The following is a 20,872-nucleotide window of genomic DNA, read 5'->3' as shown; positions in this document are numbered from 1 at the left end:
CGGTGGGGCTCCCGGACCGTCAGGCGGCGGCGATCTCCCGGCCGGGGCCGAACACCTCGTGGTGGATGCGGTCGGCCGTGACGCCCCGCCCCAGGAGCGCGGACTGCACGGCGGTCATGAACGGTGCGGGGCCGCACAGGTAGACGTCAGCGTCGTGGGGGACGTCGACGCCGTCCAGGTCGAGGTAGCCGGTGCGCAGGCGCTCCTGGACCGGCCGGGTGCCGAGGTGCTCGTACCAACGGTGCAGCTCGCCTCCCGGGAGGGCGCCGACCAGCTCGCGCAGCTCCGCGCGGTGGGCGTGACGCGCGGGCGACCGGTCCGCGTGCAGCACGAGGACGCGGCGCGAGGTGCCGGCGGCGCGCAGATGGTGCAGGAATCCGATCATCGGCGTGATGCCGATCCCGGCCGAGATCAGCAGCAGCGGGTTCTCCCCCTCGACCAGGGTGAGCTCGCCGAAGGGCGAGGAGACCTCGAGGGCGTCCCCCTCGAAAATGTTGTCGTGCAGGTGGTTCGAGACCTCCCCGGCGGGCGCGGCCCCGGCCGGGTCGACCCCCGGGAGGATGGCCTTGACGGAGACGGTCCACGCCCCGGGGGCACCGGCGCCCGTGAGGCTGTACTGGCGGATCTGTCGTGCGCCGTCGGCCAGCGTGACGGCGACCGAGACGTACTGCCCCGGCCGCGCGGCCGGCAGCGGGCCGCCGTCCGGGGAGACGAGCTCGAGGGAGATCGTGTCCGGCGACTCCTGCACCCGCCGGCGGACGTGGACGGTGCGCCACACGTCGCCGGGGGTCACGCCCGCCTCCGCATAGAGGCCGAGCTCGATCTCGACGAGCGCGTCGGCCATGTCCCAGTAGACCTCGTCCCACGCGGCCGCGACCTCGGGGGTCACCGCGTCGCCGAGCACGTCGACGATGGCGGCGAACAGGTGCTCGTGCACGATCGGGTACTGCTCGGGCAGGATCCCCAGCGAGGCGTGCTTGTGCGCGATGCGGGCCAGGACGGCGCGAGGGTCGGGGCCGTCGTCGACGAGGAGGGTGGCGTACGCGGCGATGGCCCCGGCGAGGGCCCGCTGCTGGTCGCCGCGGGCCTGGTTGCCCCGGTTGAACAGGTCGCGCTCCAGCTCGGGGTGGGCGGCGAACATGCGCCGGTAGAAGATCGGCGTGATGTCGCCGATCGCGCCGCCGATCACGGGCAGCGTGGCGCGGACGACGGCAGCGGACTCGGGGGTGAGCATGCGTGACTCCTGTCTGTTCCTGCGGGGGTTTCCCGCGCCCGGGCGGGGGTGCCCGGGCGCGGACGTCAGCCGGGCGGGCGCGTGCCGATGGTCAGCAGCAGGTCCCGGGTGGGGGCGGCCGAGACGTCGGCGATCGTGACCGGGTCGAGCGCCGCGAAGAAGGCCTCGCGAGCGCGGGCCAGCGCTCCGCGCAGGCGGCAGCCGCCGCGCAGCGGGCAGGGGTTCGCGCCCTCGCACTCGACGACCTCGCCGTCGCCCTCCAGGGCGCGGGCGACGAACCCGACGGACAGGTCGCGGGCGCCGTCCGCGAGGCGCAGCCCGCCCGTCCGCCCGCGGCGGGCCTCGACGACGCCGAGGTGCCCCAGCCGGGTGACGACCTTCGCCGCGTGCGTGGCGGGCACGTTGAGCTGTTCGGCGAGCGCACGCGTCGTCGCCGTCTCCTCGGCGTCGAGGACGGCGAGACGCATGACGATCCGCAGGCCGAGGTCGGTGAACGCGGTGAGCTGCACACCCGCAGGCTAGCCAAATCGGAATTCAGGATGCGCCTTTTCGGTGTGGGAAGTCCCACACCCCCGACCGGGGCTCCCGTCCGAGGCTCCCGACCAGGCCTGCCGCGGGTCCGAACCCGCAGGGCCTGCGGCTCAGCCGGCGCGGGCCGACGACGTCGCGGCGACGACGAACCCGCCGCCGAACGCGTCCGTGAACCAGCGCAGCAGCGGCGGGTGCGACGTGGCGACCAGCCCCACCTGCGCCGTCCGCCCGTCCGGGGAGGTCGCCTCGACGAGACGCAGGCGCTCGAGCCCCTCGGCCTCGCCCGGGTGCGCGGCGAGATACCGGCGCACCGACTCCTCGACGTCGGCGTCGGTGAGCGTGAGCACGGCCTCGCCCTGCGACGTCCCGGCGCCGTCGAGGAACCGCTCCGGGGGCACGGCGTCGGCGGCGTCGACCGCCACGGCGTCCGCCAGGTCGTACAGCTGCTTGCGGTCCAGGTGGACGGCCGTGGCCGACGCGACCACCCCGACGAGCATCAGCGCGAGCGCCACGACGCCCGCCGTGAGGAGCATGATCCGTCCACCCTCGGGGCCGGGGTCGCCGCCGGCGGGGCGCTCGTCGTCGCGCCCGGTCATGGCCGCGCCGTCCCGTACTCGTCGACCGTCGCGACGTGCGTGGCGGTGACCGGGACCTCCAGCGGCACCCACCCCCGCAGGGCCTCCGGCACGAACGGCAGCGGCACCGCCAGTCGGGTGCGGACCCCCACCGTCGCGCCGGGCGTGAGGCACGGGTCGGCCGAGCACTCCAGGGTCACGGAGCCGTCGGCGACCGCGAACCCCTGGTCGCCGAAGGCGATCCCCACGGCCGCACGAGCGCGCTCCGCCCCGGCCTCCGAGGACTCCGCCGTGACCATCGCCCGGCCCGCCTCCCGCGCGGCGCCCTCGACCGCGAACGCCCCGGCCTGCACCTGCGCGACGGTGAGCACCAGGTACACCAGCGGGACCAGGAGCAGCACCGCCGTGCCGAGGAACTCCACGAGCGCGGCGCCCGCCTCCGGGTCGCGCGCCTCGGCCTCGCGGGCCGGTCCCGTCGGGGCTGTCACGCCTCCTCCAGCGCGTGGCCCTGGAGCGTGAGCGCTCCGGACGGTCCGATCAGGCCGACCACCGGCAGCGGCACCCGCACCGTCACCTCCACCACGTCGAGCCCGTCCTGCACCGTCTGCCGCACGGACACGTCGTCGGTGTACCGGTCGCCGAGCGACGCGCCGAGCAGGTCCTTCGTCCGGGCGACACCGCTCGACAGGTCACGGTCTGCCCGCGCGGCCACGCGCGCGCCCTCCGCCGCGGCGTCGATCGCCAGCGCCCGGACGTGCATCGCCAGCGCGACCTGCACCACCGCGAGGAAGAGCGCGAGCACCAGCGCGGACACCATGACGAACTCGGCGACGGCGGAGCCCCTCTCGCCGTCCACCCGCCCGGAAGACCTCGCCACGCCCCGTTCCGTCACGCCCGGTCCTGTCACGCCCGGTCCTCCTCGACCGGAGACGCCCACCCCGGTCGCGGGACGAGGCAGAAGGGGTGCCCGGCAGGGTCGGCGTACACGTCGCCCTCCCCCGCCCCCGGCGCGGCGGCGGTGAGCCTGCGCGCCCCGAGCCCGAGCACGCGCGCGTGCGCCACGGGGACGTCGTCGACCATGACGTCGAGATGCATCTGCTGCGGCCGCGCCGGGTCGCCCCAGTGCGGTGCCTGGTGGTCGGGGGCACGCTGGAACGCGAGACCGGAGTGACGGTCGCTGGGCGCCACGACGACGAAGTCCTCGTCCGCGTACGTGACCTCCTGGCCGAGCACCGCCGACCAGAACGCCGCGAGGGCTCGCGGCTCCGGGCAGTCGACCACCAGGTGGTGCAGCCTGCCGATCGCCACGTCAGGGGCCTGTGACGCTCGTGATCGCGCGGGTGAAGGTGTCCTCGAGCAGCGGACCGGCGATCGCCCACAGGGCGACGACCAGCCCGGCCGTCATCAGGGTCACGAGGACCCAGCCGGGCACGTCGCCCCGCTCGGGGTCGTCGGCGGCGGGGAGCCCGTGCCCCAGGTCGTCGGTCTCGTCGTGCATGGTCGTTCCTCTCGGTGGTGCCGCGTGGCGGCGGTGGGTCGGGGTGTCGGTGCGCACGCTCACAGCCCGATCTGCAAGGTGGCGAGGGACGGGAAGACGGCGAAGACGACGGTGATCGGCAGGATGAGGAAGACCACGGGCACGAGCATCGTGACCTCCTTCTTGCCCCCCGCCTCCATCAGCGCGCGGCGGCCGGACTCGCGCACGTCCTGGGCCTGTGCGCGCAGCACGTCGGCGAGCGGCGTGCCGCGCTCGAGCGCGACGGCGACGCCCTCGGCGAAGCGCGTGAGCGACGGCAGCCCGGTCCGGTCGGCCATCGCGGTGAGGGCGGTCGCGATGGGTGCCCCGGCCCTGACGTCCGCCAGCATCGCGCCGATCTCGCCGGAGAGCTCGCCCCGGGCCGTCGCGGCGACCCGTTCCAGGGCGGGCACCGGTCCCTCGCCCGCTGTGACCGCGAGGGCGAGCAGCTCCGCGATGGTGGGGAACTCCGCGAGCATCCGTTCCTCGCGTCGTTGGACGGCGCGGCTCAGCCACTGGTCGCACAGGACGAACCCGCCGGCGCCGCAGAGCAGCACGAGCGCCGCCAGCGGGACGGGCGCGGACCCGCGCGTGGCGGCGAGGAGCAGCGCGAACAGCAGGCCGGTCGCGAGTCCCAGGGCGGTCGAGACGACCTGCCGCACCCGGAACGCCTCGACGCTCTCCTGCCAGCCCGCCCGGTCGAGGCGCCGGCGCACGTCCACCCGGGACGACCCGAGGCGCTCGAACCAGTGCGAGGCGTCCGCCACCCACGGGGCGACCAGCCGCTCCACCACGGGGAAGGGCGTGTGGATGGGCTGCTCCCGCAACAGCCCGGACGTGGCGTCGCGCGGGCGCAGCGCCGGAGCGAGCCTCTGGTCGAGCGTCGTCCGGCGGGCGCGCAGCCGCGCGACCACGAGCAGGAGGCCGAGGCCGCCGAGCAGACCGACGAGCGCTCCGACGCCCGAGAGGCCGGGGACCGTCATCGCAGCACCCGACCTTCCTCGGGCAGCTGCCCGATGCGGCGCATCAGCCAGTAGGCGAGGGCCGAGGTACCGGCCCCCGCCGCGAGGACCGCGACGCCCGTCGCGGAGTTGTACGCCTGGGCCGTCTCCGGTCGCGTCGCGAGGAACGCCAGGACGACCCAGGGGCCGGCCGCCGCCAGCCGAGCCCCGTTCACGGTCCAGGACTGGCGCGCCTCGAGCTCCCCGCGGGTGCGCGCGTCCTCCCGCAGGAAGGACGACAGGGTGCGCAGCAGGCGCCCCAGGTCGGTGCCGCCCACCTCGCGCGTCAGCCTCAGCGCCTCGACGATCCGGTCGGCCACCGGGTCGGCGAGCCGGGCTTTGAGCAGGTCGAGGCACTCCCCGAAGCGCCCGGTGGCACGGTAGTCCGCCGCGAACCGCGCGAACGGCTCGCGGAGCTCCACCGGGCCGCGCTCGCTCAGCTGGGCCACCGCCTCGGGCAGCGAGAGCCCCGCCCGCACGCCCGACGCGAGGTGGTCGACCACCTCGGGCCAGACCTCCCGCAGGTCCCGGCGCCGCTTCCTGGCCCGCACCCTGACCATCAGCTCCGGCGCGCCGGCCGCCATGAGCGCGAAGCAGGCGGCGATGGCGGGCGAGCGCGTCAGCGCCAACCCGGCGAGCAGCACGACGACGCCCGCCGTCGCGCTGAGCCACCACAGCGCCGCCGGGGTCACGGACGGCGCGCCGGCCTGCACCAGCAGGTCCTGCACGGCCGCGGACCGCCCGGCACGACGGCGGGAACGTGCCGGCGCCTCCCAGCACGCCAGCCACACGCACGTCAGGCCCGCCCCGAGCAGCAGCCCCACGACGACCCCCATCAGCGGCCGCCGGCCAGCAGCGCGCGGACGTCGACCCCGGCGCGCGAGAAGCGCTCCTCGCCCGGCGGGAAGCCGTCGCCGCGCACCAGGTCGCCGCCCTCCTCCGCGGGCAGCCGGTGGAAGATCCCGGCGGTCTCGACGCGGTCCCCCTCGACCCGGCCCGTCACGGCCACGACCTCCCGCACCTGGCGCGCTCCGTCGGAGGAGACGTCGAGATGGACCACGAGGTCGATCGCCGACGCGACCGTCGGGACCACGAAGCGGTCGGAGACGTTCTCGCCCGCGAGCAGCGGCAGCGTGCACATCTTCGTGACCGCCTCGCGCGCCGAGTTCGCGTGCACGGTGCACATCCCGGGGATGCCGGCGTTGAGCGCCACGAGCATGTCGAAGCTCTCGGCCTCGCGCACCTCGCCGATGACGATCCGGTCGGGGCGCATCCGCAGCGCCTCCTTGACGAGGCGGCGCAGCGGGATCTCGCCGGTGCCCTCCAGGCTGGGCTGCCTGCACTGCATGGCCACGTGGTCGCGCGCCGCGAACCGCACCTCGAACACCTCCTCGCAGGAGATCACCCGCTGCCCTGCGGGGATCGAGCCGGCGAGGGCGTTGAGCATCGTCGTCTTGCCCGCCTGCGTGGCTCCCGAGACCAGGACGTTGAGGCCCGCGCGCACGGCAGCGTCGAGGAAGGCCGCGGCGTGCGGCGTGAGCGAGCCCAGCCGCACCAGGTGGTCGAGGTGGTCCGCGCGCACGAGGTGCTTGCGGATGTTGACGGCCATGTCGTGCCGGGTGACGTCAGGGATGACCACGTGCAACCGTTCGCCACCCGGGAGCGAGGCGTCGACGAAGGGGCTGCTGAGGTCCAGGCGGCGCCCGGACGCCTTGAGCATCCGCTCCACGAGGTCGCGCACCTGCGCGGCCGTGAGGATCGTCGTCGTGAGCTCGGGGACCCCGCGCCGGGCGACGAAGACCTTGGCCGGCGAGTTGATCCAGGACTCACCATCGACGTCCATATAGGAACGGTACGCGCGAACGGCGTTGGAATTCCGCGGTTTCTAGGTTGGCAGGCGCTGGGGTGGAGCCGCCGCTTGAGGGCCTCTTGCGGACTCTCTGCGGACTGCGACACGCTCCGGTCATGAGCGACGAGGTTTCAGATCTGATGACGCCGGCTCAGTTCGGCGCCCGCATTCGCAAGTCCCGCGACTGGGTGCTCCGGAACTACCGGGTCGAACGCATCCCCCACCACCAGATCGACCGCTCGATCTTGTTCTCTGAGCAGGACTTGGCCGACTACCTTGATCGTTCCCGTGTCGCTCCGGCCCCGCGGACGTCGCGGAAGCGTCTCCCGTGATGACACCCACCGGAATCTAGGGCCCTCCCACAGGTTGCTGTGTGGGCGAGGCGTAGGTGTTGCCTAGCGCTCTGACCTGCGGCAATGTCCGACTCATGAGCGAGACCTACGAGATCAAGGCAGTGAGCCACGGCTACAAGAGGGCTGCGCTCGCCACGGACGTTTCCGAGACGCTGATCCGAGAGGCAGTGTCGCGGGGCGACCTCGCCGTCCACTACGTCAACAGCAAGCCGGTGATCCTGCATGCCGAGCTCGAAGCCTGGATCGAGAGTCTTCCGAGCGAGCGGCGTTGACGCACAGGGCAAGCAGAGACGTCCTCAGACTTCGATGATCAGGCCCGCCTCGATGGCCAGGTCGAGAGCCCAGATCTGCAGGTGGTACTGGTTCGTCACCCCGATGTACTCGAATCCGGCCAGACCTAGCAGAGCCTGGCTAGGGGCGTTGTCCTCGTGGACCCTGGCGAACACGCCACCATCCACTTGGAGTTCGGCCCGCCAGGCCAAGATCTCATCGAGTGCGAACGTAAGACCTTGCTTGCCGATGCCCTGACGCCGGGCGCGCACCGCGACGGCTAAGCCGCGCATGTGGAACTCACCCTCGCCGCGGTCGAACCCGAAGTACGCGACACCTACGATCCCGCGATCGTCCCGAGCAAGCACGAGGCGGTCGTCCCCGCCTACCGGCGGACACAAGTCGCGAATCTCGGACTGCACGTCGAGCGCCCATTGCTCAGGGTGGTAGCTGCGTCCGATGCTCGAGTCGAAAATCTTCTTTGGAGGATCGGCGCAGATCCATTCGCTCAGCTCGGCATGATCGCTGCGTTCGGCGTCACGCCAGTCGAGACTGCTCACGCTTCCTGGCTCGCCAGGCACGGATCGCTTCGCCCTCGTCCCGCGACAGGGGGGCGCCGGTGGTCTCCCGGAACCGTCGCGCAGAGGCTTCCCGCTGCGACGGTGTCAGGCCGTCGTTGCCCACGGTCGCCAGCCATCGCGACGCGCGTTCGGCATCGGTCCGCGGGAGTGGGTGCATGAGGGCCATGCTTCGATATTGCCAGGATCCCGCATGCATGCCAACCGTAGTGTGGCGAGTTTCACCCATCGACCAGCGCCTCCTCTGCTGCAATGGCGAGGGGGTGGTCGGTGCCTCGCAGCACCTCGAGCAGCTCGTCGCCCTGGTCGTTGAACTCGTGAATGACCCGCTGGGTGAGGCCCTGGCGATCGAGGGTTGTCAGGTGCACCTTGCCACCGACGAGCACCTTCATACCGCCGATCGCGACTGCCTTGCGAGACCGGTGCAGGCGGGCCTTCTCCGCGAGGTTGACCCATCCGGCGGTCGACGTCGGCGCGGTGCCGACGGGCTGCTCGAGCATGAAAGCGAGATTGTCCCGGTCGACGGTGGTGTCCCAGGGTTCGTCGTCGCCGATCATGAGGCCCTCGAGCCCGTCGATCGCGCGGCGGATGCGCGCGGCCTCGTGGTTCGAGACACGGCTGTCGAACGGCGACGGGTGGATGAAGTAGTCGCCGAGCACCTCGGGCTCGAAGTCGTTATACGACGAGTGCGCGACGGTTACGTAGCCGCCATGAGCCGCCGAGCGTCCCACGTGCAGCACAAGCGCCTCGTCTTCCTCACCGAGCATGAACTCGCCGATCTCCCGAAGCCTACCCGGCGCCCAGGCGACGAACTGGTCGAAGTCGGGGGTCACGGTCCCGCCAGACATAGCGGCTGCGGCCCACAGGTCGCCGAAGGCGACGTTCCCCGCGGTCGCGACCATGGCGTCCAGATGGAGCAGGGGCACGACCTTCGTGCAGTGGGCAAGCTGGGTCGCGTCCAGGGTGTACGCCCAAGTGTCCGTCATGATGCGTGCGGACGTCGGCGTAGTGCCGATAGCAATGAGGGTCATGAGAGCTCTCCGTTTCGAAGGGACGGGATGACGGTGTTGCGGGTACGGGTGTTGCGTCGGCTCTGCACGGGCCCGCCGAATGCGTACGCATCCGTCGTGTCGAACTTGAAGGAGCCGGCCTGGATGGCGTCGCGCCAGCGGTAGACAGCGGACTGGCCGCCGAGCTTGCGGACGTCCGACGCGGTGAGGACGTGCTCACCGTTCGACAGCCACGCGGGGATCTCGTCGGACGTGCCGGTGCCCTTGCCGCGGACGCCGCCTCCGTTGGCCAACGCGAGGTGCACGTGCGAGTAGTGCATGCGCCGCGTAACCGCTGCGACGTCGTTCGTCCGGCGCCCGTTGCGGATGAACCCACGCGGCGTGTAGTACAGCTCCTTCGCCCGCGAGCCGAACGCGCGCGCCAGCAGGTCGAACGTGCGGCCCATGTTCGGGGAGACGATGTCGATCGCTCGACCCATGCCGTGATAGCTCGGGTAGCCCGTGGCCGTGACCGCGCCGGGCCGGTAGCCCGACGTGATCCGGGCGCCCGGATCCATTGACCGGACCGCCTTCGACATCTGGGAGACGCCGCGCGGTGTGCTGCCCGTCCAACCGGCTCCCTCACCGTCGCCCCACGGAAGGCCGCCGGTCGTCATACCCGGCCCGGTGACCCGCGTGTCCGCGGTGACCGTGATCTTCTTGTCCGGGAGCTGGAGGATCTGCTTGGCGAGCTTGCCGACCTTGTCCTTCGCATCCTCGGTGTCCGCGTCGACCTTGATCGCCGAGCCCTGCTCACCAACCCAAGAGGTCAGCTTGAGCACGGTCTCGCGACCCTGCTTGTCCTTCCCCTTGATCGTGACCGAGCCGTCAGACTCGTTGATCTTCGCGGTGTAGTCGGACAGCGTGGCGATTGCCGTGCCGTCCTTCGCGCGGATGGTGACCGAGCCGTCGGCCTCGTTCACCTGCGTGGTGACGTCCTCGAGCTTCTGCTTCGCCGGCGCACCGTCACCCTTGATCTTGAGGGTGCCGTCGGCCTGCTCGACCTTGGTCAGGAAGTCGCGGAGCCCGGCTGACGCCGCGGCCGTGTTGACCTCAATGTCCGCCTTGTAGCTGCCTGGGACCAGGCCCAGGTCGTCGGCGAGCTCTCGCGCCTTCTTGATGGGCATGCCCATGTCGGTCGCCATGTCGATGAACTCGCGACGAGCCTTCTTGACGGTGCGCTGGACTTTCTCCTGCGAGGCCCCGTTCTGCTCCATCGACGCCGCGACGTCGAGGGCCGACTTTGCGATCCCGTCGAGAGCCTCCTGATTGGCGCGGCCCTTCTCGGTGCCGTTGTCGAGCGTCTCGCCGTTGTCCTTGAGGGCCTTCTTCGCAGCATCGAGCGACTCCTGGTAGGCCCGCTGTGCCTCGCGGGCCGACAGGACGACGCCCGCCGCCTCAAGCTGCGCCGCGATCAGCGACTCGAGCGACGCCACCTGCTCGTCGATGGCGCCGGTGGTGGTGGCGTAGTTCTCCTTGATCGCCTGCTGCGCAACCCCGGCTTCCTCGTCAGCCTGGGCCTTGAGTGCCTGCTCTTTCTGGCCGTCCGACAGCGACTTTGCCTGTCCGTCGATGGCCGCAGTGAACCGCTCGGCATACTGGGCGCTGTTCAGCATCGTGCCGTTGACGCGAGCCTCGTTCGTCGCGGCGTAGCGCTCTGCGGCGGCGGCAACCTTGTTGTAAGCGCCCTCGTTGCCAAGGATGGCGGCCTGAACGTCCTCCGTCGCAACGCCGATCTCCTTGGCCTGCTCGAGGATCGAACCGGGATTCTTCCCGAACAGGTTTGTGAAGAAGGTCCCCCGATCCTCGGAGAGGCGGGTACTCATCGTGCGCAAGGTGTCGTCGGTCGTCTCGCCGAGCGCGTCCAGCGTTGCGATGTACTCCTCGGTGTCAGACCGGGCCTTTGCGGCACTTTCCGCCCATACGGTCAGGCCGATCGCGGCGACGCCAACAAGCCCGCCGGCAACGCTGGCGAACTTCCCGACCGTCTTCCACGAGACTCCGAGATTCTTGAGCGCAGTGTTGGCGTTGTTCGCGCCGATCACAAGCTTGCCGAACCCGCCGGCGGCGAGGGCGAGCGCGCCGCCCCCACCGAGGGCAATCGTCAGGCCGGAAAGAACGGTGCCATCGATCGAACCCAGCGCGTTCACAAGGTTGGTCGTGCCCTGGGTCAGGCCGCGCAGAACGTCGTTCCCGCCTGAGCCCGCCTTGATGAACGCAGACTCGATGGCGCCACCAAACGCCTCGATATCGCCCGACAGGTTGTCGAGGCGAGCCGCGGCGGTCCGCGCGGCATAGCCTTGGTCGTTGACCGCGGCGGTCATTTCCTGGACCTTCTTGGCCCCGGCGTCGTATAGGACGTTCGCGGCTTGCAGCGACTCGTTCCCGAAGATCCGACCGAGGGAGTTCGCGCGCTCCTGGTCGGTCAGCCCCGACATGCGGGTCTTGAGCTGCTCGGCCGTGCCCGCGAGCCCGATGAACTTCCCCTGGCCGTCGAAGACATTGATCCCGAGCTGCTCCATCTCCTTAGCCGCGTCCTTCGACGGCGAGGTGAGGGAGGAGACCATGGAGCGCAGCGACGTACCGGCCTGCTCGCTCACGATCGAGTTCTTCGCGAACAGCGCGAGGGTGCCGACCGTCTCCTCGAGGGACACGCCGAGCTGAGCGACGGGCACGCCCGCGTACTTGAGCGCCCCCGCAAGGTCCGAGACGTTGCCCATCGCCTTGCCGGCACCCGCAGCAAGCAGGTCGGCGATGTGCGTGACGTCCTCGCCGCCGAGCTTGAACTGCGTCATCGTGCCAGCGGCGATCTCCGCAGCCTCGGCGACTGAGAGCGCGCCGGACGCGGCCAGGTCGAGGGCACCCTTGAGGCCGCCCCCGAGCGCGTCCTGCGCCGTCACGCCCGCCTTGAGCATGTTCTCGATGCCCGCTGCGGCTTCCGAGGCAGAGAACGACGTCGACGCCCCGAGCTCGATCGCCTTCTCGCGAAGCTTCGCCAGCTCCGCCGCCGTGGCGCCACCGGTCGCCTTCACCGCGGACATCTGCTTGTCGAAGGAGGCGAAAGTCTTTACCGCCACACCAGCACCGGCGAGCGCGCCGGCGCCGATCAGGCCCAGGCTCGTAGTGACGTCCCGCGCCGCCTGCTCGTTCTGCACCAGTTTCTCGTTCAGGTTCTTGGCAGCAGTGCCAGCCGTCTTGAAACCGTTGACGAGGCCCTGGACGCTAGCGGACATCACGATGCGGATAGACCGATCGGCCATGAGGCCTCCTTCCTATGCTCGAATCCCTACCGGGCCGAAAGTTTTGGACTATTCGCGGGGGTCAGAGCGCTCACCGGCGGTCCGGAATCCTCGGGCTAGAGGGGACCCCGCCAGGGGGGTGGAGCAGCCCGCGCGCCGTCGATGGAACGCGGGCCACTCGAGTCCTGGCGCTGGTCAGGTCATCGCTGCGCGAAGAGGAGGGGCAGCTCTCTGGCCATCGCTCCCTCTCTTCGGCCATGGCCAGCCGAGGAGAGGCTGACGTTGACGCCAGGACGGTCATGGGGATCACGCGCCGAGGGTGATCTTCTGGACGGCGGCAGCGTGCGGGAAGCCGAAGCCGACGCGCATGATCGCCTTCACCGCGACTCGGTCACTCGTGAAGAACACGCTCTTGTCCACCTCGAGGGTCACGTCCTCACGGGTCACGACCAGCACTCGGTCCCGAGGGATTCCCCAGACCGTGCCAGCGGTGACGGCAGGTGAGACGTACAGCGGGACGCCGTGGATGAGGCGGCGGGTGGGCTGCGTCGGGTCCGAGCCGAGCAGCGGCCGGTTGCTGCCGGTCTGGTCCTTGAGCTGGGCCAGGAGGAGGGCGTCGGCGGGGTTGGCCACGAAGGAGGTGACGTTCGTGCCCACGGTCTCCGTGTTGCTGATGGCCTCGAGGAAGGGATCGAGGTTGGCCCACGCGCTGCCTGCGTCAACGGTGGCGACACCCGACAGGGCGCCGAGACCGGACTGCGCGGGCGCAGACTGGGCACCGAAGAACGCCTGGTCGACCCGGGTGGCGATGGAGCGCGCCAGGCCGCTGCCCACGATCTCGGCTGCGGCGGGGCTGGAGTCGCTGGCCAGCTCCCGGGTGATCGCGGTGAGGCCGGCGATCTTCGTCGGGGTGATGGTGAGCTCGTCGAGCGTGCCGTCGTCCGGGGTGATCTCGGCGCCCTCAGCCACCCACGCGGCGGACGGGTCATCGGTCACGATGGGCACGTGCATCTTCGTGGAGGTCGTGCCCAGGTTGGTCGAGACCTGGTAGGCGATCGAGCCGCGCTGAACGGGCTGAACAATCAGGGGGCCGTAGTCGTCAGGAAGGATTCCCGAGACATCGGTGGAGGTGGTGAACATCGTCATGGATGCTCCTGGGATCTCAGGCAGCAAAAGAGCCGCACGCGGAAGAAAGGGTTCCTCTACGCGGCGGCTCCTGGCCTACCTGCGCTGCCCACCTGGGGCGGCTGAGCGAATGGATTGGGCACCTGGCCCGGCATCCTTGCGCTCATCTCCAAGGATACCAGGCCAGGTGCGAAATTGCCTATCCGCCGAGGACGTCCTGCCAAGTTTTCCCGCCGGACGTCTCACCGCTGCGGGCACCTTGATCGGCGGCGGCGGCGAATCGCCGGAATGCGGCAATTCCCTGCTTGCTGATGGCGCTCTGGGCGTCAGCAATCAGTCTGCTTCGATCGAGCTTGCCGGCTTCGTCGATGTATTCGTCCACGGTGGCACCCGTGAGCCAGAAGGACTCGGGTCGCGCAAGGGTCTTGTCCAGCGCCGCCTCCGCCTGCTCGCGGCGGAGGGCCGAAACGGTCTCTCGTAGCGTGTCGCGCTCGGCCTCGGTCTCGCGGAGCTGCGTGCGGTACTTCGCAGCCTCGCGCCCCGCCTTGCCCTGCTCGGGGGCCTCGGGGGCAATCTCGGGCCCGGTCGTCCCCCCCTGGGTCGGCTCAGGCGCTTCGGTCGAGGCGTCGGTGGTGTCGGCCATTGCGGTACTCCTTGATGTGTCGTCGGTAGGCAGAACGAGCGGCGTGCTCGTGCTTGCACGTGGGTTCCCGGTGCTTTCCGCATCGGTCACAGCGAAATGGGGCAGGGCCGTTACTTGGTTTGAACCTCACTCGGACTTCGGTCTCACCGTCCGGCACAAATGCGACGTATTCGCTCTTGCGACTCGTGAAGATGCGCGTGACGCTCTCAGCAGGTGTCGGCATCGATGCGCTCCTCGAAATCGGTTGTCATGCTGCGCTCCGCAATCTGGCCATGAGTACGGCCTTCGGGTCGTTGGAGCCGGCGAAGTTCCGTTCGGTCCGGTGCTTGATCTCCTTGTATCCCTCCCACGGATCCCCGTTGCCAAGGCGATAGGCGTGAGCGATCAGCTCGGCAGCACTGATCGGGAGCCGTCTGTCTGAGACCAATTCCTCCAACCCCCTCATGGCGTTGTCGTGGTGACCGTGACGGTTCATCGCCACGTCGTCGTCCGGGGAGGGGAGAAGGGCTCCTAGGGAGAAGGGAGCGTCCGGCGTGACCGGACGGTTCGGAGACTGTTGACCGTCCGGCCACACCGGACGGTCGGGAGACTGTTCGGAGACTGTTGGCCGGACGGTTGAACCGTCCGGTGTGGCCGGACGGTTGAACGAGAGTGAGTACTCCGTCCGACGTCGCCCGCGGCTCGCATCGGGCTTCGCCAGAAGTGCAGGCCGATGCTCCGTCGGCTCAAGGAGTCGCGCCACGGCTCGAGCGGCCGAAGACCTCAAGAGACCGGACCACTCCGCGAGGTTGTCCATGCCGGGCGCAGAGGTCTTGCCGTCAAACGAGTCGCAGGCGAGCACCATGAGTACCCGCCACTCGGCGTCTGTCAGGCGATAGGAACGTGGCAGTGCCGCTACAGCGGCCACAGCGGGCCGGCTGCCATCGACCTCCAGGGGATCGCCCATCCTGCCCCCTTTCCGGGGCTCAGGAGCGACCCCGCCCGCCGGCTCCTTCGGGCGGGGTCGCTCGGTCTCAGTGGGCGTCCGGCCTGCCGGTCCAGCGGAGGCGCCACGCAGGGTCGTCCGGCACGACGTCCGAGCCCTTGAGGCCGAGCGCGTGGGCGACGGCCACCAACTGCTCGGCCGTGGCCTCGCCGTCGTCCTCGTAGAGACCGAGGACGACCAGCAGGAGGTTTCGGCGGTCATAGGCCTGCGTGACCCCGTCCTCGAGCTCGACCACGACGTCGTTGCCGCCGACGCGCCGGAACTTGATCGGGGCCGCGCCCGTGGTGCTGCGGACCTCGACAGTGGCGTAGGGGGTGAAGTTGTCCGGGGCTGTAATCTGGAGGGACATTGCGTGCTCCTTCTGGGTGCGAGTGTTGCTGGAGCCGTTGCCGCGGCTCTGGTTGTTGAGGGGCCCGGTTGCCGCCGGGCCCTTCGGCTTTGTGGAGGTCAAGCCAGCTCCCGTTCTGCGGCGGCTCGACTGACCTCGATCCACTCCTCGACGTCGGCCAGGTCATAGACGACCCGCCGCTTGCCGAGGGTGAAGCTCTTGGGCCCCTGCCCTGTGTGCCTGAACCAGCGAAGGGTTCCCTCGGGGATGCCGGTGAGCTTCGAGACGTCTGGCGTCCTCAGCAGCGTCCGCGTCATCTCTACTCCTGACGAACTATGGTGTACTACCTGACACGTAGAACACTGGCACTCGAACCCGTTGGTGTCAAGCGCTGAGAGCAGATAGGGTTTGTACTCATGGAGAAGAAGCGAGCGAGCGACGCCGAGAAGGACCCACGGCTGGTGGCCTTTGGCCGCCGCGTCGCGGCAGCGCGGGCATCGGCACGCCTCACCCAGGCGCAGGTAACTCAGATGCTCGCCGAGCAGAACGTCACGGTCCCTGCCACCGCCGTGGCAAAGATCGAGACAGGAACACGCCCGACATCCGTACTTGAGCTCGTCGGCCTGTCGACGGTTCTCAACGCCTCAGTCGGCGAGCTCACGGGCGAAGCTGACCCCAGCGAGGTCGACACGCAGCGGACCGAGTTCGCGCGCGCACTGTGGCAGGTCCAGTCGGCGAGAGCTGACCTGATCACAGCCGCAGAGCGGTACCGACAGGTACGAGAGGTGATGGCCGACGCCGGAGCGGCGCTGGCACTGAACGAGTCCCTCGATCCCGAAGAGACCGAACTAGTGAAGAAGCGCCTCGGTCGGGCCCTCGTAGGCCTGCCGCAGGACCCCGTCAAGGTGCTCCGGACGGCGCGAGAGGGCGGCGAACGTGGCCAGCATCCAGAAGCGCCCTGACGGGGTCTGGCGAGCTCGCTACCGCGATGCTGCCGGCAAGGAGCACGCCAAGCACTTCCCCAGGAAGATCGACGCTCAGAGGTGGCTAGACGAGGTCACCGCGACCATCGTCACGGGCACCTATGCCGACCCCCGGGCGGGACGAACCACGTTCGATTCCTGGTGGCGGGCGTGGTCCAGTCGTCAGGTGTGGGAGGACACGACGCACACGGCCATGGACCTCACGCGGCGGTCGGTGACGTTCGGGGACGTGCCGCTCAAGGACATCCGCCCGTCGCACCTCGAGGGCTGGATCAAGTCCATGACTTCCAGGGGTCTCGCGCCAACGACGGTCGCCTCACGGATGAACGGCGTCAGGGCGGCGTTCAAGGCTGCGATCCGTGACCGGCTGATCGTCGTAGATCCGTCGGTGGGCATCGCACTTCCCCGCCAGCGTCGCCGGGAAGCCGCCATGAAGATCCCGACCCCGGAGCAGGTGGGCGCGATCCTCGAGGCATCCGACCCGTACCGGCGCCCCCTGGTCTACCTCTCGGCCTTCGCGGGGCTGCGGCTCGGCGAGGTGACCGCGGTGAAGGCGGACGACGTCGACTTCCTCCGCCGACGTCTGCACGTCGCCCGTCAGGTGCAGCGCCAGAAGGGCGGCGGGCTGGTCGAGCGGGCTCCCAAGTACGGCTCGGAGCGAGGCGTGTACCTGCCGGACTCGATCTTGCAGATGATCGCCCAGCACCTCGAGGCGTTCGGGACGCCGCGGGACGGGTGGCTCGTCATGGCCGGGAACACGAGTGGTCCGCTCCCCCCGACGACGGCTCACGCCTGGTGGTCGTCCACGACGCGCGCAGCGGGAGTTGAAGACATCCGCCACCACGACCTACGGCACTTCTTCGCCTCGGGCCTGATCGCTGCCGGCTGCGACGTCGTCACGGTGCAGCGCGCCCTAGGGCACTCGAGCGCCACGGTCACGCTCAACACCTACTCCCACCTCTGGCCGACGGCTGAGGACAAGACGCGTGCCGCGACGGCCGCTCTGGTCTCTGAGGCGATTCCTGCGGATGCTCTGCGGACTGCCCAGGCATGAGAACGCCCTGACCTGCACCGATGCCAGGTCAGGGCGAGTTGATCCAGATCTCCTCGACCTCGGGGTCGTCGAGGTACCGCTGCAGCGGCCCCAGCCCGCCGAGCGCGTCGACGACGGCCCGCGCGGTCGCCTGCGGGTCCGTGAGCGCCGGCACGACGCCACGCGTGGCGCGCTCGGTGTAGTCGGCAGAGGCCTCTGCGACGAGCCGTTCCAGCCCGGGCCGGTCCCGGACGGGGTCGAGGGCGCGGCGGCGGACGAGCTCGCGCACCTCGTGCTCGAGCAGCGTGGCGGCGTCGGCAGGCGCCGTGTCGATCGACACTGATCCGTCTCCTCGTCGTAGCCATCATCGGCGGCGAAAGCGGCACCAGAGTAGGGGACCCGGGCAACCGCGTGCCGCCACGTTGTGGACAACCGGCGCCGGCCGGCGCTCCTCGCCCGTCCGTCGGGCGGTCTGACCAGGCGGGACTGCCCGTGCCGCCACGGTCACGGCGACGGGCCGGGAGTCTCGCATCGTGGTCGCGAGGCGTTGTCGCCCGGTCCGCGGGCGTCGGGGTCTAGGGTCGGCCCATGCCGACCTCTCCCCCGCCCGGCCGCTGGACCGACGTCGCCCGCGCGACGGGACTGCTCGGGGCGGACGGCGCCGTCGCACAGACGATCTTCGCGGAGATGACGGCGCTCGCCGCCCGCACCGGCGCGATCAACCTGGGGCAGGGCTTCCCCGACGTGGACGGCCCGGCGTTCATCCGGGACGCCGCCAAGGACGCCATCGACGCGGGCCGCAACCAGTACCCGCCCGGCGACGGTGTCCCGGAGCTGCGGCACGCGATCGCCGACCATCAGCGGCGCCGCTACGGGCTCGACGTCGACCCCGACGGCGAGGTGCTGGTCACCACCGGCGCCACGGAGGCGCTGGCCGCGTCGATCCTCGCCCTCGCCGGCCCGGGCGACGAGGTGATCACGCTCGAGCCCTACTACGACTCGCACGCCGCGAGCATCGCCCTCGCGGGCGCGACGCACGTGCCCGTGCCCCTCACCGCGGACGGCTTCCGGCTCGACGCCGCCGCACTGCGTGCCGCCGTCACCGGGCGCACCCGGCTCATCGTGCTCAACACCCCGCACAACCCCACGGGCACGGTGCTCACGCGGGCGGAGCTGGAGCAGGTGGCCGCCGTCGCGCGCGAGGCGGACGCCGTCGTCCTCACCGACGAGGTCTACGAGCACCTCACGTTCGACGACGCCGTCCACGTGCCGGTCGCGACCCTGCCCGGCATGGCCGAGCGCACCCTGACCGTCTCCTCCAGCGGCAAGACCTTCAGCCTCACGGGCTGGAAGGTCGGCTGGGTGCACGGCCCGGCCGAGCTCGTCACCGCGGTGCGGACGGTCAAGCAGTTCCTCACCTACACCTCGGGCGCGCCCTTCCAGCCCGCCATCGCGAGGGCGCTCGCCGACGACGAGGCGCCCCGGGCGCTGGCGGCGTCTCTCGCCTCCCGCCGCGACCTGCTGTGCGAGGGGCTGACCGCCGCGGGCTTCGACGTCGTCGTCCCGCAGGGCACCTACTTCGTCGTGGCGGACGGCGCGCACCTGCTCGAGCGGCTCGACGTCACCGACGGCCACGGGCTGTGCCGCCGGCTGCCCGAGCTCGCCGGCGTCGTCGGCGTGCCCGTCTCCGCGTTCTGCCGGTCCGGCTCGACGACGGCGCGGGCGCTCGCGTCGCGCGTGCGGTTCACGTTCGTCAAGCGCGAGGACGTGCTTCGCGACGCCGTCGATCGCCTGCACCGCCTGTCCCGGTAGCCCTTCCCGGTCCCGGTCCTGCTCGGCTCGAACTACCTCGCCACGGCTCGAACTACCTCGGCACGGTTCGAACTACCTCGGCGCGGTTCGAACTACCTCGGCGCGAGCACGGGGAGCAGGAGGCTCACCGCGACGACCAGCATGATCACCGCGACCACGCCGTCGACGACCCGCCAGGCGCCGGGCCGCGCGAGCACGGGGGCGAGCAGCCGGGCGCCGTAGCCGAGGCCGAGGAACCACAGGACGCTCGACACGATCGCGCCGGCGGTGAACGACCATCGCCCGTCGCCGTACGACGCGGCGAGCGACCCCTGCAGCACGACGGTGTCCAGGTAGACGTGCGGGTTCAGCCAGGTGAGCGCGAGCGCCGTGAGCAGCACCGGCCGCGCGCGCCGTCCGGCGTCGGGGAGGGCACCGTCCGACGCGGCGGCGAGCCCCGCCTCGTCGCCGCGGAACGCCCGTCGTGCGGCCATCGCGCCGTACCCGAGCACGACGGCGGCCCCGGCCCACCGCGCGATCTCCACGACGGCGGGGTGGCTCACCACGAGCGCTCCGAGCCCTGCGGTCCCCGCGAGGTACAGCGCGACGTCGGAGGCCGCGCACACGGCGACGACGAGGCCGACGTGCTCGCGGCGCACGCCCTGGCGCAGCACGAAGGCGTTCTGCGCGCCGATGGCGACGATGAGGGACAGGCCGAAGCCGAGGCCGGCGAGGAGGGTGAGCACGCCACGACGCTAGGTGCGCGCACTGATGAAGTCCATCTACGGTTTCTTCATCCGATCAAGCATTGCTTCATCTACGCTCGGGTGCATGCGTTGGGACTCCCGTCAGCTCGAGGCGCTCGCCGCGGTCGTCACCGAGGGTTCGTTCGAGGCGGCGGCGCACGCGCTGCACGTCACGCCGTCGGCGGTCAGCCAGCGCGTGCGCGCGCTCGAGAACGCCGCCGGCTCCGTGCTCGTGCGGCGCACCCGTCCGGTCGCGCCCACGGAGCCGGGGCGCACGCTGCTGCGCCTGGCACGCCAGGTCGAGCTGCTCGGCGCGGAGGCGAGCCGCGAGCTCGGCCCCCGGGACGCGCAGGACGACGGCACCGGCGCCCCGCCCCGCCCGGTCACGGTGCCGGTCGCCGTGAACGCCGACTCGCTCGCGACCTGGGTGATGCCGGCGCTCGCCCGCGTCGAGGGCGTGTGCTTCGACCTCCACCGTGACGACCAGGACCGCACCGTCGACCTGCTGCCCGCCGGCGTCGTCATGGCCGCCATCACGTCCCAGCGCGAGCCCGTGCAGGGCTGCACCTCGACGTTCCTCGGCGTCACGCGTTATCGGCCCGCCGCCACGCGCTCCGTCGTCGAGCGCTGGTTCCCGGGCGGGCCCACGGTCGAGGCCCTGGGCAGCGCGCCGATGCTCGTGTTCAACCGGGCCGACGACCTGCAGGACGCCTGGCTGCGGGAGCGGGCCGCCGCGGCGGGCGCCGCGGTCCCCGACCCGCCGCGGCACCACGTGCCCAGCACCCCCGAGTACGTCGACGGCATCCGGCGCGGGCTGGGGTGGGGCATGTGGGGCCCGCTGCCCGGCCCGGGCACGCGGTTCGGCATGCTCGACGGGGGGCCGGGCGATACCGGCAGCGACATGGTGTTCCTCGACGACGACGCCGTCGTGGACGTCCCGATCTACCTGCAGCAGTGGAAGGTCCGCTCGACGGTGCTGGACCGGGTGTCCGAGGCGCTGCGGTACGAGGCCCGCCGCGCCCTGCCCCGGAGCTGAGGCCCGG

The 20,872-nt window shown here is 71.0% G+C and carries 26 protein-coding genes; 6 read left to right on the top strand and 20 right to left on the bottom strand.

The genetic code is table 11. The features are described from left to right. Positions 1-19 precede the first annotated feature (19 nt). From ACH436_RS12525 to ACH436_RS12480, 10 genes are all read right to left on the bottom strand, one after another. Positions 20-1,234 carry a globin domain-containing protein gene (locus tag ACH436_RS12525; protein WP_430560509.1) on the bottom strand — a complete coding sequence of 405 codons (1,215 nt, stop codon included), beginning with the start codon at positions 1,232-1,234 and terminating at the stop codon, positions 20-22. Positions 1,235-1,299: 65 nt separating this feature from the next. Next, positions 1,300-1,743 (bottom strand): RrF2 family transcriptional regulator, encoded by a 444-nt coding sequence (locus ACH436_RS12520; RefSeq protein WP_430560508.1) that lies wholly within the window; start codon positions 1,741-1,743, stop codon positions 1,300-1,302. Between the two features lie 132 nt (positions 1,744-1,875). After that, a complete protein-coding gene (locus tag ACH436_RS12515; protein WP_430560507.1) occupies positions 1,876-2,361 on the bottom strand; it encodes a hypothetical protein in 486 nt (161 codons plus the stop codon). Then, complete coding sequence (locus ACH436_RS12510) at positions 2,358-2,828, bottom strand: pilus assembly protein (RefSeq protein WP_430560506.1); 471 nt, start codon at positions 2,826-2,828, stop codon at positions 2,358-2,360. The genes ACH436_RS12515 and ACH436_RS12510 overlap by 4 nt, the downstream gene beginning before the upstream one ends. After that, complete coding sequence (locus tag ACH436_RS12505) at positions 2,825-3,217, bottom strand: TadE family protein (RefSeq protein WP_430560505.1); 393 nt, start codon at positions 3,215-3,217, stop codon at positions 2,825-2,827. The genes ACH436_RS12510 and ACH436_RS12505 overlap by 4 nt, the downstream gene beginning before the upstream one ends. Positions 3,218-3,243: 26 nt before the next feature. Next, positions 3,244-3,648 (bottom strand): VOC family protein, encoded by a 405-nt coding sequence (locus ACH436_RS12500; protein ID WP_430560504.1) that lies wholly within the window; start codon positions 3,646-3,648, stop codon positions 3,244-3,246. Position 3,649: 1 nt separating this feature from the next. Beyond that, positions 3,650-3,838: a hypothetical protein gene (locus ACH436_RS12495; protein ID WP_430560503.1), complete on the bottom strand. Its 189-nt coding sequence runs from the start codon at positions 3,836-3,838 to the stop codon at positions 3,650-3,652. A gap of 59 nt (positions 3,839-3,897) precedes the next feature. Continuing rightward, positions 3,898-4,839 (bottom strand): type II secretion system F family protein, encoded by a 942-nt coding sequence (locus ACH436_RS12490; protein ID WP_430560502.1) that lies wholly within the window; start codon positions 4,837-4,839, stop codon positions 3,898-3,900. After that, on the bottom strand, positions 4,836-5,693 hold the full coding sequence (locus ACH436_RS12485) for a type II secretion system F family protein (RefSeq protein ID WP_430560501.1): 858 nt from the start codon (positions 5,691-5,693) through the stop codon (positions 4,836-4,838). The genes ACH436_RS12490 and ACH436_RS12485 overlap by 4 nt, the downstream gene beginning before the upstream one ends. Then, the gene (locus ACH436_RS12480) at positions 5,693-6,700 is read right to left on the bottom strand and encodes a CpaF family protein (RefSeq protein WP_430560500.1); all 1,008 of its coding nucleotides are present in this window, start codon (positions 6,698-6,700) and stop codon (positions 5,693-5,695) included. The genes ACH436_RS12485 and ACH436_RS12480 overlap by 1 nt, the downstream gene beginning before the upstream one ends. Positions 6,701-6,822: 122 nt before the next feature. Here ACH436_RS12480 and ACH436_RS12475 point away from each other — a divergent pair, with 122 nt between their 5' ends. Together ACH436_RS12475 and ACH436_RS12470 are read left to right on the top strand one after the other, a co-directional pair. Next, positions 6,823-7,038: a hypothetical protein gene (locus ACH436_RS12475; RefSeq protein WP_430560499.1), complete on the top strand. Its 216-nt coding sequence runs from the start codon at positions 6,823-6,825 to the stop codon at positions 7,036-7,038. 95 nt (positions 7,039-7,133) lie between these two features. Then, the gene (locus tag ACH436_RS12470) at positions 7,134-7,331 is read left to right on the top strand and encodes a hypothetical protein (RefSeq protein ID WP_430560498.1); all 198 of its coding nucleotides are present in this window, start codon (positions 7,134-7,136) and stop codon (positions 7,329-7,331) included. A gap of 24 nt (positions 7,332-7,355) precedes the next feature. On the opposite strand, the gene ACH436_RS12465 is transcribed toward ACH436_RS12470, so the two are convergent. From ACH436_RS12465 to ACH436_RS12430, 8 genes are all read right to left on the bottom strand, one after another. After that, entirely contained in the window at positions 7,356-7,889 is a 534-nt protein-coding gene (locus ACH436_RS12465) for a GNAT family N-acetyltransferase (RefSeq protein WP_430560497.1), read from the bottom strand. 239 nt (positions 7,890-8,128) lie between these two features. Next, a complete protein-coding gene (locus ACH436_RS12460) occupies positions 8,129-8,938 on the bottom strand; it encodes a hypothetical protein (protein WP_430560496.1) in 810 nt (269 codons plus the stop codon). Further along, positions 8,935-12,216 carry a phage tail tape measure protein gene (locus tag ACH436_RS12455; RefSeq protein WP_430560495.1) on the bottom strand — a complete coding sequence of 1,094 codons (3,282 nt, stop codon included), beginning with the start codon at positions 12,214-12,216 and terminating at the stop codon, positions 8,935-8,937. The genes ACH436_RS12460 and ACH436_RS12455 overlap by 4 nt, the downstream gene beginning before the upstream one ends. A 285-nt stretch (positions 12,217-12,501) precedes the next feature. After that, positions 12,502-13,341, bottom strand: coding sequence for a phage major capsid protein (locus ACH436_RS12450; protein ID WP_430560494.1), 840 nt, complete (start codon positions 13,339-13,341; stop codon positions 12,502-12,504). A gap of 178 nt (positions 13,342-13,519) precedes the next feature. Next, positions 13,520-13,963 (bottom strand): hypothetical protein, encoded by a 444-nt coding sequence (locus ACH436_RS12445; RefSeq protein WP_430560493.1) that lies wholly within the window; start codon positions 13,961-13,963, stop codon positions 13,520-13,522. Positions 13,964-14,210: 247 nt separating this feature from the next. Further along, positions 14,211-14,909 carry a hypothetical protein gene (locus ACH436_RS12440; protein ID WP_430560492.1) on the bottom strand — a complete coding sequence of 233 codons (699 nt, stop codon included), beginning with the start codon at positions 14,907-14,909 and terminating at the stop codon, positions 14,211-14,213. 67 nt (positions 14,910-14,976) lie between these two features. After that, entirely contained in the window at positions 14,977-15,399 is a 423-nt protein-coding gene (locus ACH436_RS12435) for a hypothetical protein (RefSeq protein ID WP_430560491.1), read from the bottom strand. Next, positions 15,396-15,593, bottom strand: a complete 198-nt coding sequence (locus ACH436_RS12430; RefSeq protein WP_430560490.1) for a helix-turn-helix transcriptional regulator — start codon at positions 15,591-15,593, stop codon at positions 15,396-15,398. Before ACH436_RS12430 ends, ACH436_RS12435 begins: the two co-directional genes overlap by 4 nt. Positions 15,594-15,692: 99 nt before the next feature. On the opposite strand from ACH436_RS12430, the gene ACH436_RS12425 reads away from it, so the two are divergent. Together ACH436_RS12425 and ACH436_RS12420 are read left to right on the top strand one after the other, a co-directional pair. Continuing rightward, positions 15,693-16,238, top strand: coding sequence for a hypothetical protein (locus ACH436_RS12425; protein WP_430560489.1), 546 nt, complete (start codon positions 15,693-15,695; stop codon positions 16,236-16,238). A 187-nt stretch (positions 16,239-16,425) separates the two neighbouring features. Beyond that, positions 16,426-17,313: a tyrosine-type recombinase/integrase gene (locus ACH436_RS12420; RefSeq protein WP_430560488.1), complete on the top strand. Its 888-nt coding sequence runs from the start codon at positions 16,426-16,428 to the stop codon at positions 17,311-17,313. Positions 17,314-17,341: 28 nt separating this feature from the next. On the opposite strand, the gene ACH436_RS12415 is transcribed toward ACH436_RS12420, so the two are convergent. Continuing rightward, positions 17,342-17,632: a hypothetical protein gene (locus ACH436_RS12415; protein WP_430560487.1), complete on the bottom strand. Its 291-nt coding sequence runs from the start codon at positions 17,630-17,632 to the stop codon at positions 17,342-17,344. A 248-nt stretch (positions 17,633-17,880) separates the two neighbouring features. Between ACH436_RS12415 and ACH436_RS12410 the strand changes: the two genes are divergently transcribed. Beyond that, entirely contained in the window at positions 17,881-19,104 is a 1,224-nt protein-coding gene (locus ACH436_RS12410) for a pyridoxal phosphate-dependent aminotransferase (RefSeq protein ID WP_430560486.1), read from the top strand. A gap of 92 nt (positions 19,105-19,196) precedes the next feature. Here the strand turns inward: ACH436_RS12410 and ACH436_RS12405 are convergent, their stop codons facing one another. Further along, positions 19,197-19,829, bottom strand: coding sequence for a LysE/ArgO family amino acid transporter (locus tag ACH436_RS12405; protein WP_430560485.1), 633 nt, complete (start codon positions 19,827-19,829; stop codon positions 19,197-19,199). Between the two features lie 85 nt (positions 19,830-19,914). Here ACH436_RS12405 and ACH436_RS12400 point away from each other — a divergent pair, with 85 nt between their 5' ends. Continuing rightward, positions 19,915-20,865 carry a LysR family transcriptional regulator ArgP gene (locus ACH436_RS12400; protein WP_430560484.1) on the top strand — a complete coding sequence of 317 codons (951 nt, stop codon included), beginning with the start codon at positions 19,915-19,917 and terminating at the stop codon, positions 20,863-20,865. Positions 20,866-20,872: the final 7 nt, after the last annotated feature.

This window comes from Isoptericola sp. NPDC019693 (assembly GCF_044389085.1).
Classification (GTDB): domain Bacteria; phylum Actinomycetota; class Actinomycetes; order Actinomycetales; family Cellulomonadaceae; genus Isoptericola.
The sequence above is the reverse complement of the archived record's forward strand: the minus strand, read 5'-3'. Positions and strand labels throughout refer to the sequence as shown.